Origin of the sequence: Marispirochaeta aestuarii (assembly GCF_002087085.1) — a bacterium.
GTDB lineage: Bacteria > Spirochaetota > Spirochaetia > JC444 > Marispirochaetaceae > Marispirochaeta > Marispirochaeta aestuarii.
Map to the genome: position 1 here is coordinate 83585 of NZ_MWQY01000009.1, position 12539 is coordinate 96123.

14 protein-coding genes are annotated in these 12539 nt (G+C 45.4%); 6 read left to right on the forward strand and 8 right to left on the reverse strand.

Annotated elements, in window-relative coordinates; all coding sequences use genetic code 11:
- Position 1 precedes the first annotated feature (1 nt).
- The 3 genes from B4O97_RS09335 to B4O97_RS09345 all read right to left on the reverse strand — a co-directional run bounded on the left by B4O97_RS09335 (position 2) and on the right by B4O97_RS09345 (position 2880).
- Positions 2-481: a tripartite tricarboxylate transporter TctB family protein gene (locus B4O97_RS09335; RefSeq protein ID WP_083050302.1), complete on the reverse strand. Its 480-nt coding sequence runs from the start codon at positions 479-481 to the stop codon at positions 2-4.
- A gap of 68 nt (positions 482-549) precedes the next feature.
- Positions 550-1530, reverse strand: coding sequence for a tripartite tricarboxylate transporter substrate binding protein (locus B4O97_RS09340; RefSeq protein WP_158084231.1), 981 nt, complete (start codon positions 1528-1530; stop codon positions 550-552).
- Between the two features lie 342 nt (positions 1531-1872).
- Complete coding sequence (locus B4O97_RS09345; RefSeq protein WP_158084232.1) at positions 1873-2880, reverse strand: uroporphyrinogen decarboxylase family protein; 1008 nt, start codon at positions 2878-2880, stop codon at positions 1873-1875.
- Positions 2881-3213: 333 nt separating this feature from the next.
- Between B4O97_RS09345 and B4O97_RS09350 the strand changes: the two genes are divergently transcribed.
- From B4O97_RS09350 to B4O97_RS09370, 5 genes are all read left to right on the forward strand, one after another.
- On the forward strand, positions 3214-4395 hold the full coding sequence (locus B4O97_RS09350; RefSeq protein WP_083050307.1) for a uroporphyrinogen decarboxylase family protein: 1182 nt from the start codon (positions 3214-3216) through the stop codon (positions 4393-4395).
- The gene (locus B4O97_RS09355; RefSeq protein WP_083050308.1) at positions 4379-4591 is read left to right on the forward strand and encodes a hypothetical protein; all 213 of its coding nucleotides are present in this window, start codon (positions 4379-4381) and stop codon (positions 4589-4591) included. The genes B4O97_RS09350 and B4O97_RS09355 overlap by 17 nt, the downstream gene beginning before the upstream one ends.
- A 12-nt stretch (positions 4592-4603) precedes the next feature.
- Positions 4604-4729 carry a hypothetical protein gene (locus tag B4O97_RS19820; RefSeq protein ID WP_408606641.1) on the forward strand — a complete coding sequence of 42 codons (126 nt, stop codon included), beginning with the start codon at positions 4604-4606 and terminating at the stop codon, positions 4727-4729.
- Between the two features lie 245 nt (positions 4730-4974).
- A complete protein-coding gene (locus B4O97_RS19825) occupies positions 4975-5325 on the forward strand; it encodes an NAD(P)-dependent oxidoreductase (protein WP_083050310.1) in 351 nt (116 codons plus the stop codon).
- A 187-nt stretch (positions 5326-5512) separates the two neighbouring features.
- A complete protein-coding gene (locus B4O97_RS09370; RefSeq protein WP_083050312.1) occupies positions 5513-6130 on the forward strand; it encodes a GntR family transcriptional regulator in 618 nt (205 codons plus the stop codon).
- Here B4O97_RS09370 and B4O97_RS09375 read toward each other — a convergent pair.
- The 5 genes from B4O97_RS09375 to B4O97_RS09395 form a co-directional block, all read right to left on the reverse strand.
- Positions 6116-6823 (reverse strand): GntR family transcriptional regulator, encoded by a 708-nt coding sequence (locus B4O97_RS09375; RefSeq protein WP_083050313.1) that lies wholly within the window; start codon positions 6821-6823, stop codon positions 6116-6118. The two genes, B4O97_RS09370 and B4O97_RS09375, sit on opposite strands and share 15 nt — an antisense overlap.
- 93 nt (positions 6824-6916) lie before the next feature.
- Positions 6917-8020: a carbohydrate ABC transporter permease gene (locus B4O97_RS09380; protein ID WP_096348873.1), complete on the reverse strand. Its 1104-nt coding sequence runs from the start codon at positions 8018-8020 to the stop codon at positions 6917-6919.
- Positions 8017-9099: a carbohydrate ABC transporter permease gene (locus tag B4O97_RS09385; protein ID WP_083050315.1), complete on the reverse strand. Its 1083-nt coding sequence runs from the start codon at positions 9097-9099 to the stop codon at positions 8017-8019. The genes B4O97_RS09380 and B4O97_RS09385 overlap by 4 nt, the downstream gene beginning before the upstream one ends.
- Before the next feature lie 81 nt (positions 9100-9180).
- Positions 9181-10515 (reverse strand): ABC transporter substrate-binding protein, encoded by a 1335-nt coding sequence (locus B4O97_RS09390; RefSeq protein ID WP_083050316.1) that lies wholly within the window; start codon positions 10513-10515, stop codon positions 9181-9183.
- A gap of 58 nt (positions 10516-10573) precedes the next feature.
- Positions 10574-11611, reverse strand: coding sequence for a LacI family DNA-binding transcriptional regulator (locus B4O97_RS09395; protein ID WP_233143005.1), 1038 nt, complete (start codon positions 11609-11611; stop codon positions 10574-10576).
- A gap of 233 nt (positions 11612-11844) precedes the next feature.
- On the opposite strand from B4O97_RS09395, the gene pgmB reads away from it, so the two are divergent.
- Entirely contained in the window at positions 11845-12495 is a 651-nt protein-coding gene (gene pgmB, locus B4O97_RS09400; protein WP_083050319.1) for a beta-phosphoglucomutase, read from the forward strand.
- The last annotated feature ends 44 nt before the right edge of the window (positions 12496-12539 follow it).

A 12539-nucleotide genomic window follows, 5' to 3' on the forward strand; every position in this document is an offset into this window, starting at 1 on the left:
CTCACCCCAGAATTCCCGCCGGCAAGAGCAGATTGAAAACATTCACGAACAAAAAATAGACAGCAGTCGGCAAACCTGTAGATAAAATAAGAAAAAGCAGAATGTTACGATGATTCCTAGGTGCAAGGATATACATCTCTCCGAACAGGAATACTGCAGACATTATAATGAATCCTAAAACTTTAAGAAGAAATATATATGAAATAAGCAAGATAACCGATGCCACAAAAGTGCGTACCTCTAAGGGGCCTTCGTCTTTGTCTTTCTTTTCCTTTGTTTTCTTTATATTCAGTTCATACAGTGAGTTAGAAATTAAAATTAAGCTCAGTATACTGATGTAGATACCAACAGCTTTTGGTAAATATTCAGGCCCCACACCGGCAAGGCGTGTCTTATCAATACCAAAAGAAGCGATAAGGACAGCTAAGCCTAAAATTAGTGAAAAAAAACCTGACCAGATATCTTTTTTTTGTTGCACCATATCATGTCCTTACTATTCAAATAACATCCCTGCTTGAAAAGCATCAGGCAGGGATATATGGATAAGATTTAGTTTACTTTGAGAAGTTCAGCATACTTCATGATTACTTCGCGTTGACCATTTAATGCATCAAGCGCATCATTGCCGCGAAGGTAAAAGGGCTTCTGAAAATAAGCTTTATGGATCTCTTCTTGGTATTGAGGATTCTTGGCGACCTCTTCCGCTGCATCAGCCCAAGTTTCTACTATCTCCCGGGACGTTCCTTTTGGAAAGGCAAAGAAATAGAGCATATCCAAAGTAGAATCGGGAAATCCCAGCTCAGCAACAGTTGGTACATCAGGGGCCTCTTCTATTCGTTCGGAACCGAGACTTGCCAGAGCTTTCACATCTCCGCTGTCAATATAATCCTTCATCATGCCATACGCATTAGGAATAATATCTACATGACCACCCATAAGGGCAGCAAGCCGATCTGAACCGCCTCCGAAGTCTGCCAACTTGAATTTGACTCCCTGTTCATACAGGGTTACTCCGGCGAGATAGGTTGTAGCCCCGGTGTTCGCAGCAAAGGTTATTGCATCGGGGGTTTTCTTCGTTGCTGCAACGACATCGTCGAATGAATTGTAGGGTGCGGATCCGTCAGCGTAGAGGAGTACTCCTGCACTTTTTGCCCCGATACATGAAATCTCATAGTCATTGGCGTTTTTATCCCACAAGCCTGCTGCTTCACTAACCATCATAGCTGAATGGTGCCACAGTACAGTATATCCATCGGGATCACTGTCAAGAACGTGCCTCATTCCTATCGTCCCTCCGCTACCAGTAACATTTGTAACGACAACTGGGACTCCAAGAATATCCTTCAGATATTTTGCGTAAACACGTGCGTTATAATCTGTATCTCCGCCGGGGTTAAAAGCTACAACAATCTGCACAGACTTTGCAGGCCATGCTTTTTCTGACTGTTCCTGTTCTCCATTAGCGAAAAGTGATGCTGCTAAAAATACCAAAAGTAGCCCTATTCCAAAACTTCGATTTTTTGTGATCATACAATACCTCCTGTCTTTTTTGCATGCTAACAGTAACCTCCCTAAAATACACACTATATAATTTTGCATGCAATATTTATGCTAATTGTACAATTGAAATTTATTTTCTGCAAGAAAAACTTCAAATTAAACTCATTTATATGGATATTTACTAAAAAGCAAAAGATTATCTAATATGCCAATCTCTGAAAAACAGTTAAATTGGTCTTAACCAATCCTGTCGTCAAAGAAAGATAGTTGTTAAACATATTGCTGTTTTAGTTCAGATGCCCTCAACACTAATATGCTGTTCTGCTATCTATCATTTTCGTTCATATTCCACAGAACATTCCCTTAGAATCCTTACCAGCAATTACATAGAGCTTCTATGTTTTCAATGGAGACATCCACTCCGGCAACACTCTGACCAATAAGTCCTCCGCCATTAACAGTGAGCATCTCCTTCATTTTTGACGCACTTTTGTAAATTTCCTCCGGACCTTTGAAGGCTAGGACATTCTGACGATCGATCTCTCCCCAAAAACATATTTTTCCCCTGAAATTCCTGCTGATCTCATCAAGGTCCATTATCCAGATCTGACTATTAACCGCATCTACCCCAAGATCAATTAAATCCTTGTATAAATTATATATGTAGCCGTCGCTATGGAAAAAAATGTATTTACCCTTGGCTTGTATCTTATCTATGATCTTCCGGTAGATGGGTTTGAACATCGCTGTGAAGTCTTTAGGCGATATGAGTAGACTTATCTGAGATCCCCAGTCTTCTGTAAAAAAGATACCATCTACATCTTTATCAAGCCAGTAATCAAGGTATCGATCAAAATACTCAGCTATTTTATCCAAGAAGATAAAAAGCCCCCTCTCTTTTAAACCGATATCCATGAAGAGGTTTTCTGTCCCCCGGACAAACTGCATGCGCTGAAAAGGCTCAACCTTAGCACCGATTACAAAACGGCCTTTGTTACGAGATTGCTCTATCTTTTTGTTAATCAGATCATTATGCTCCTCCCATTCAGAATCCAACCAAAGGTAGGGAGGAGACCAATTATTCACATCATCAAGATCCTTCAAAGCTGGTTCTTTTACCTCTCCCACCATTCCATCGGCAAGGACAAGCCATGAACTGCCCCAGGTATCAACGTAACGCCCGCGTTGTGTCGATCGGCTATAAAAGTTTCTATCCCCGGGACCGGCAATAAGATCAATATCGTTTGGATAGCGCTGAATAAGATTATCAAGCTGCTGACCATAGCGGTTCCGTGTAGCCTGGTGGAACCAGAGATTAAGAGGGATCTTGCCCGGACTTTTAAATTTCAATGCAGCAATAACTCTTTCCCTGCTTGTCATGTACCCCTCCAGATCTATTTTGAATGCAATATTAAACATGCAACTATTTGTTGTATATAAAATTTCGGTTATTATTTGTAAATTATTGTTATCGATTACCTTCAAAGCAGTTTGCTCAAATGATCTTACAAATAGTGTCAACACATGTAACTTTCATTATGAGGAATAATTCTCGGAATTCACGATTTTTTTTAATAGACTATCATAATCTACTTTACGGCATGGCACCAACATAGTACAATCACTGCACACAAACAAATACTGTATGCAATATTTATTTGATGTCATTTTTGAAGTGTCTTGACAAATAAGAACTAGTTAATAGGAGAAGGAATGAAAACTAATCGTCAGATCAATCGAATACGTGGGCTGATGGATAAGTACCTGGAAATAGTACACAGCGACCGCAACAAACAGAACCTAAAGATGTGGAAGGAAGTTGGATCATGGAATCGAGACAAACCCCGTGGATTTGTACCTCTTAAACCAAATGGACACTTGCCCTATGTTATTGAACTGGATATTTCCCTGTGGAGAAAGCTTACAAACGATACAAATCTTGTTGAATATTACTCTGATCCCTACACCCACATGGAATTTCAGCTACAGCGAAGTCTGAACCATCACCAACTTTATAAGGACAACTTTGTTTTTACCGACGAACTGTACATTTGGTTCGGTGTTATAACGGAACTTAGCCTTTTTGGAAGTGAAGTTGTTTGGCAGGAGCATAAAGAGGGTTGGATCAAAGAGCCGATTCTCAGCTCACTGGAACAGGTAGAAAAACTGACACCTCCAGATTTCTATAAAAGCGGGTTGATGCCTAAAATTCATGAATTCTATCAAGTGATGAACGAAGTTGCTGATGGAAAGCTCAAAGTACTATTTCCGGAACTTGCCCGAGGCCCCTTCTGTATGGCTGTTCATTTGCGCGGGATTTCAGATCTTTTCTGTGATGTTCTGGTGAATCCTGAGGGTGTGCACAAGCTGATGCGTTTTATTGTTGACAGCGAGATAGAATGGACCAAAGAGCGTACCAGGTTTACCGGAGAAGAACCTACACGATTGAAGCTTTTTAATGATGAGATTGATTGCCCTTCAATCGGTCCCCAGATTTACAATGACCTGATTTTTCCCTATGAGGAGGAACTTGCAAAAATATCTGGAGGTGTTCGCTACTGGCATAGCTGCGGAAATATATCTGCCTTTCTACCAAAAATAAACAAACTCCCGAATCTAGAGGTTTGTCATGTAGGCCCCTGGACATCGTATGAAGAGGCGGATGCTATTTTTGGAAGTAAAACTGCTTTGGAAATATGTCTACATCCGGTAAACGATATTGTCATGGCTGATACCGGACAAATGAGATCGAAATTAGAAGACATTATCAACAAGTGCCCTCATGAGAACTACTCTGTACGAGCTGATGCCCTTATGCCACAAGGAGACGATCTTGAATCGCAGTTAAGTAAAATCAAAGAATGGGAAGAAATAGCCCGTGAATATTTCGGATAGGAAGGGAAAATGGCCTACGAAGTTTACGTTCCCCAAGATATTGACAAAACGGGAAAAGGATATTATTGAGCGTGGTGATGAGATAGTCATGGGAATAGAGATTACTTCTGCAATTTTTATGGATGAAATCTCCGGTCATGACGCATCTTTACTTGGAACAGCTAAGAGCACAAGGGAGATAATGGAGAATTGTTAGATAATCAAGGTAATTTCGCGTTATTGCGTTAGCTATGATAATGTAGATATTGAAGCAGTTAAGGATTTGAGGATACTTGTCACCTCTTCAGCTGTAGGATATGTGATTATTATAGCTGAACATACCATCAATTACTGATAGCCTGTGCCCATTATTTCCATAATGGAGATCTATCAACTAGGAACGGCGATTGAGATTTCAGAAATCATAGCATAGGAGCAGATCTGGAAGGCAAATACTCGTATTGATCGGCTTGGGGAAGATTGCATCCAAAGTGGCAAAAAGTCAATCCTTGGCCTGGAAAAGGAAGTCGGAGCGTACGATCCTTTTGTAGTACCTGATCAGGTTCCTTAAGGGGGGCAAGATCAAAAATAACCGTGTCGATGTCTTTAACAAAGCCGATTTTGTCAGCGTTCACGTATCGGTCACCTCCGGTACCCGAGAAAGTATCGAGAAAAGGGAGTTCTCTTAATGAAAAGAGTGCATTCTTCATAAATTGTGGAAGCGTCGCAGTGATAATAGAAAATTATCTTATACAAGCACTTAATGAAAACTGGATTGCTGGTACCGCATTGGATGTTTTCAATCCTGAACCGCCGGGATCTGTTAGCCCAGTGCTACACCTTGAAAATGTCATACTCTCACCTCACAACGCTGTAACAACGAAAGAGTCTGCCATACGTGTAGCGTTAGGCAGGGCCCGGGGAATTGATGATGTGTTAAGCGGGACGTAGTTTTCAATTTCCATTAGTCATACCAGAAAACATCAGGAAGGATAAATATATTCTGAAATATTTAGTGGTCTACAAACCCAGTCGTAGAGGCGAATGGAGAATTTCTATTTACTGAACAGAACATAGCGGCCAGTTCATCGAATGAATGAAATGATAAAATTCAGTATCAGTATACAAGGAGGCGATAATGAACGTTGTTGAATATGAAGACCTCGAGGAGGGGGTATATGACAGTATACTTTCTTTTTTGTTGCAGAGAAAGCTTAAAGCTGGTGATAGGCTAAATCAACTCCTCCTAGTCCGGGAGCTATCCATATCAAGAACCCCAATCAATTCTGTGCTTTCTCACCTGGAAGGACAGATGATAGCAGGAAAAGCTCCCCGTCATGGTTATTCTGTAAGAAATTACAGTCGAGAGGAACTGTGCGGGATTTGCAATCTTTTTGAGTTGATAGGTATAGATATACTTAACCAGGTGTGCCAGTTAAGTGACATAAATCTTGGGAGAATATACCGTATAATAAACACTCAGGAATCTAATGATGACAACGGTCGTTCCTTCGAATTCCTCTACAAATTTTTTCAAGCAATCGTTGTCAACTGTGCCAATGAAGTCCTTGAAAACATATTCTGTTCTCTTTTAGTGATCATGATTACGAATGGATTGCTCGATTCTACTGAATGGGAGGAACATCTATCTTTTGCAAAGGATCTTTTTAGCGCCCTCGAAAGAAGGGATGCTAAAAAAACTATAGAAAGGTTTAGTTCGTTAATTTATAAATTCAAAAAATCAATCAGTAACTGAATTTGATGAATCAGTGAAAAGCAGATCAAACTTTAAATCGCCTTTAGTAAGATGCTCTGAAAGTGATTTTCTGGAACGCATATGATGCTCCATCATGAGTTTCTGAGCAAGTGCAGCCTCTCGTCGGCGCATTGCATCAATAATTTCAAGATGTTCAACTATAGTTTCGTCAGGGGAACGCATAACACCCATGTTAAGAGAGGTAGTGAGCATATTAAAAGTCTTAATGAAGCGGATGAACATGCGATTACCAGATTTCATGAGAATAGACCGATGGAATTCCCGATCTACTCGTAGATATTCAACGGCATCCCCTTTAGTATGTACTTCTTTGAGTCGTTCACCAAAGTCGATTAGACCAAAGAGTTCGTCATCATCGAGATTTTCAATGCACCGTCGCAACGCCATACTCTCCATGGCAGCCCGTGCTTCATAAAAATCAATCAAATACTGGGGAGTATATTCCCGGGCAAAAAAACCACTATTGCCTCGTTTTTCTATCAGATCCTCCCCTACCAGCCGTTTTACTGCCTCGTTTACTGGAGTCAGACTAACACGCAATTGTCGACACAACTCAGATTTATCGATCCGATCCCCCGGAAGAATTGACCGCTCGATCAACATTCGTTTTATTTCACTATAAACCCGGTCTCCGATATAGACCTTTTTGATCGGGGATTTTCCCATGCTCATAAAATAGGATTATTCCCTCTAATAGTAAAAAATGCAACACCGTTTTCTATAAAATAGGATGGCGGAACCGTTAAGCCCCGCCAAACACAGAAATCACCCCTTTACACTGCCTGCCATAAGACCACGGACAAAGAAACGCTGCAGACCGAAGAAGACGATCAAAGGAAGTATCATGCTCAGAAAGGCACCGGAGGTCAGCAGATGCCAGTCCTGCCCCTTTTCGCCAACCATGGCAGCCAGGGCACTGGTTACAACCCGGTTTTTGTCTCCCAGGAAGACCAGGGCAACAAGGTAATCATTCCAGACCCAGAGGAACTGAAAGATTGCAAAGCTCGCCAGGGCCGGAACGGACAAAGGCAGAACCAGGCGCACAAAGGTAGTAAAGGGTGTTGCGCCATCGAGATAGGCTGATTCAAAGATGTCCCGGGACAGGGTACTGATGTAGTTGTACAGCAGGTAGATTGCCAGAGGCAGACCAAAGCCCGTGTGCGCCATCCACATACCCAGGAAGGTACCGGTAATTCCCCAGTTGGTAAAATCCCGCAATATGGGTATCAGGGCAATCTGTAGCGGTACGACCAGAAGTGCCACCACCATGGTAAAGAAGGGTCTGCGCATGGGGAACTCCATCCAGGCGAAGGCATAGGCCGCAAAAGCTGCGATAAGAATGGGGATTATTGTAGCGGGAATACTGACTGCCAGTGAGTTCAGAACAGCATCGGCAAAATTGCTCCCCTGCCGTGATATCGTGTTACCCTGGGCATCTACAAAAGAAACCTCTCCGCCGGAGAGAACATCCTTGTAGTTCTGCATAGTCAGGTTAGCACCGAAGCCGATCCATTTTTCCTCATACACCCTGATCGTTCTTGAGCGCTTATTTCCGATCCAGCGAATCTGCTTGCCCTCTTCTACACTTATACCCTGTCGCCACTGTTCAAAAGAGGCCGTGTGGTCTTCGATGGTAATGGGCGCATCGGGATTCGTATCCTCAGGCAGCTCGTACTCATGGGTAAGGACCCAGTCTTTGTGGGGCAGCACCGTCCACCAGCCAGACCCGTAAATATCCTTGGAATCCCGAAAGGAGGTAACAAAAATCCCCAGGGTGGGAACCGTCCAGCTAAGCACGATCGCAACAAGAATAAGTTCTACAAGCAGCTTGCCCGGAGAGAACAGTTTTTTTTCCGCTCTTTTTTTCATTTCAACACACTCCTGGCACGGAATTGCTTCAGGTTATAGATAAGGACCGGTATGATAACCACCAGCAGAATAATAGCGATAGCCGATGCACGGCCCGAATTATTGTAGGAAAACTGCTGCAGGTAGAACTCATTGGCAATAACATTGGTTCCGTAGTTTCCACCGGTCATAACCCGGACGATATCAAAGAGTTTGAGGCTGAAAATCAGGATCGTCGTGGTTACTGTAACAATGGTAGGCATGATGGACGGAATCGTAATATTGAAAAAAATCCGTATGGGTCCTGCACCATCCACTCTGGCGGCTTCGTTGATGGATTCCGGAATACCCTTTATTGCCGCCGAGATTATCACCATCGCGTAGCCTGTCTGCAGCCATACCATAATGATAATCAGAAAAAAGTTGTTCCAGAAGGGAACCAGCAGCCAGGCCTGGGCTTCGCCGCCGAAGGCTGTGACGATGGCATTCAGCAGACCGATTTCAGCGATATTGATCCCTTCGCCCTTATAGGCGTAGATAAACTTCCAGATAACACCTGCACCGACAAAGGAGATTGCCATGGGCATGAATATCAGGGATTTGATGACCTTCTCGAAGCGGCTCTTGTCTGCCAGTACCGAGATTATGAGACCAAGAATAACACAGGCGGATGTTCCGAAAACAATCCAGAGCAGGTTGTTTCTGAAGCTTTCCAGCATGATGGGATCAGTAAAGGCGAACTTGTAATTATCAAGAAATACGAATTCTCTTCCCGCGGCATCCATAAAACTCAGCGCAAGGGAGCGCAGGGTCGGAAGAACCAGGGCCCATAGCAGAAAAATAACCGCCGGACCTGCAAACACAAAGGCCACTGCAATTGAACGTATACTTCTGGGCATGGACTGGGCTATCTGGTTGAGTACAAAATAGAGAAGTGCCACAGAGCCGAGACCCCAGACAACAGCGAAAAAGGTCATCAAAACCTTGGCATTCTGCAGATTCTGCAACAGCAGGAATCCTCCGATGAGTACTACAGCCGTCAGTACAAGAAGTACAAACAGTACCGCGTAGCGCCGCGAAGGCGTAAGGTCTTCCAGCATACTTGCCTCCTCCTATAAAAAGGTTGAGCCGCAGGGGGGCATACAGCCCCCCTGCGACGGGAGAAATACAGGTAGCCTGTATCAGTTCGGCCAGGAGGCGTCGATGGCCTTCAAAGCCTCATCCAAGGGTTTTGATCCGGATACATAGGCGGTCATCTCTTTCCAGAAAGTACCGGCACCTACAGCCCCTGGCATTAAATCCGAGCCGTCGAAACGGACACTGGTGGCGTTCTGAATGACCTCCGCAACCTTGCGGTCAACTACGTTGCTGTACCAGCTGAGGTCGGAATCCTTGTGGGGAGAGATCGCTCCACCGGCCCGGACCCAGCCCTCAACGGAAGCACCGGTGGCAAAGTACTGCATTACCATGCGTACCTCCGGCCGGTCGTCGAACATTGCATAGATATCTCCTGCAACCAGAACAGGCCGACCGTACTGGGGGTCCACACTGGGCAGATAGAAGAAGTCGTAGTCTTCACCGGCTGTCAGGTTTTCGGGAAAGAAGGAGGTAATAAAGTTGCCCTGCTTGTGAAGCCAGGCTTTGGGCGGATCTTCGAACATGACCTTGGGGGCATCCCCAAAACTGGTTGTGGCTATGCTCTTGCGGCCGCCGTAGACCATACCGTCGGCGAACCAGATATCCGCCATGGTCTCGATTGCCTTGCGGACCTCGGGGGAGTTGAATTTCAATTCGCCGGCAACCCACCTGTCATAGTTCTCCAGGCTTGTGGTGCGCAGCATCATCTCTTCCACCCAGTCGGTGGCCGGCCAGCCGGTTGCGGCACCGGACTCGATGCCCACGGCCCATGGGCTGTCGCCGTCTGACAGAATGGTGTTCTGCAGTTCAACCAGCTCCTCCCAGGTTTCAGGAACCTGGTAACCGGCTTCGTCGAAGGCCTTTTTGTTGTACCATACCAGGGATTTACCGTTAACACGGCCCCAGACACCCGCCATAATGGGTCCATCCGGGGATTCCATGGTGGCCATATCGAGCCAGCTCTGAATGTAGTTCGACCGGACCTTGTCCATATCCAGTACCTTGTTCAAGTCAATGACATAACCTTTGCCCGCAAAGGTCTCGAGCAGACCGGGCTGGGGAAAATCAACGATATCCGGAGGATTCCCACCTTCAACACTGATGGAGATGGAAGCCTCGAACTCCTTGCTTCCCTCATACTGAATATCGATTCCGGTTTCTTCTTCGAAGGATTTTATGGATTCCTCGAATTTGATGGCATCGTTATCCGTAAAAGGTCCTGCCATGGTAACGACCTTTCCCCTGACCTCTGCATAGGGATCATCGGCAGCAGTCTGTTCCGGCTCTGCCGGGGCCGAGGCTGCCTCTTCGCTCTTGCTGCATGATGTGAAGGCCATGAGGAGACCTGCAATCATGATGAGAAACATGATTTTTTTCATGTTTATCACTCCTTTTGCTTTTTTTTAATCCCTCCAACGGAGGGTTTTCCACCACATACTAATTCCTCCGGTTTACACCGCAGGATTCCCTTATTACCAGTTCCGGCTTGATCATCTCCTGAAGCGGATGCTCACCGTTACCATCCACAAGACGCACAAGACGTTCGCAGGCATCACTTACCAGCCGTTCCCGGGGCTGGTGTACCGTTGTAAGGGAGGGCCTGAAAATCCGTCCGAATTCGATATCGTCATATCCCACAACAGCAACGTCATCAGGTACGGTCAGGCCCATATCCAGCAGAGCAGCGATCGCCCCCAGAGCCATGATGTCCGCTTCTGCGAATATGCCGTCGATATCGCTCAGAATACCCCGGTGATCCATGATGGTCTGGTAGCCGAACTCATAGGTGCAGGAACCGTACAGGATGTTCCGGTTCATAACGGGAATATCATATTCGGCTAGGGCTTTTTTATAACCGGACATCCGCTCGATAAACTGGAGCTCCGATGAATCTTCGTTGATGCAGAGGATGTTCCTCCGTCCATCCCGTATAAGATGTTCGGTGGCCAGATACCCTCCGTATTCATGGTCCACAAAGATATAATTCATATCGTTATAGCTTACGTTCTGGGGTTTGAAATGAAGAACGACGTTCGGAACCCGCCGAAGATTGATAAACTGCCAGTCCTCGCTGCTGATATTCGGATGGATGAGCAGAAGTCCGTCGACCTTGCGCCGGTTAACCAGCTTCTGGATATTACTCTCTCCGGTGTAGCTGTTTCTGGCGAAGGTGATGATCGTATCCATGGACGCCTTCTCCAGACTCTGTCGGACAGACCGCATGAGAAGCTCCATGTAATAAAAAGAGCCGAAACGCTCGAAAATCTCCGGACAGATAACACCGATGGTGCCTGTTCGATTGGTGGAAAGACTGCGGGCGTTGGCGTTGAACTCGAAATTAAGATCCCGGGCAATGCGCTTGATCAGCCGTTTGGTCTTTTCCGATACATTCGGGCTGTCATTCAGACAGCGGGATACCGTCGAGTGACTGACCCCTGCGATTCTTGCAATGTCCTTTATTGTTACCTTTTTCATCAATATTTGCACAGGTTATGCACACGTCTGCATACCTGTAATCACTGTAACGCCGCCGGAGCCGGTTGTCAAGAAATTTATCAGTACATAAATCTTTACTATTATGAGAGTTAAGAAATATTTCCGATATTCTTCAGCTGATTATTCATTCAGGACTTCCAGGGATGAAACAGGCGCAAACTTTGCACACGTGTGTATTATTGTATATATTTATTGCATACAAGGAGGAGAGCATGATCAGCGCTGTAATATTCGACCTGGACGGTGTCATAGTTTCCACTGACGAGTATCACTTTCAGGCATGGAAAGAACTGGCAAAGGAGCTGGGTATAGACTTTTCACGGGAAGACAACAGCCGGCAGCGGGGGGTCAGCCGCATGGAGAGTCTGGAGGTTCTTCTGGAAAAAACTGAACAAACTTTCAGCAATGACGAAAAGCTCGCCATGGCCGAGAAAAAAAACAGCATATACCGTGATCTTCTGGACCGGCTTTCTCCTGACCAGATACTTCCCGGGGCACTGAACTTTGCTGAAGAGTCACGCAAACTGGGTTTGAAAATCGCTGTCGGCTCCTCCAGCAGAAATACCCCGTTTATTTTAAAAAAGATCGGTCTGTCCGACTATTTCGATGCCGTGGCTGACGGAAACGATATTCAGCGCTCCAAACCTGACCCACAGGTTTTTCTGATCGCCGCAGAACGTCTTGCGGTACGCCCTGCGGAGTGTCTTGTAGTCGAGGATGCCGACGCGGGAGTGGAAGCCGCAAAGGCCGGCGGAATGTTTGCTCTGGCCCTGGGCGCCGCAAAGGGCCATCCGGGAGCTGACCTGAGAGCCGATTCCCTGGAAAGACTCAGTATAGAGAAGCTGCTTCGGGAGCTGGGCTGATACCTTTTACTCACCTTGCTCCCGGGATTGCCGTAATGCTATAG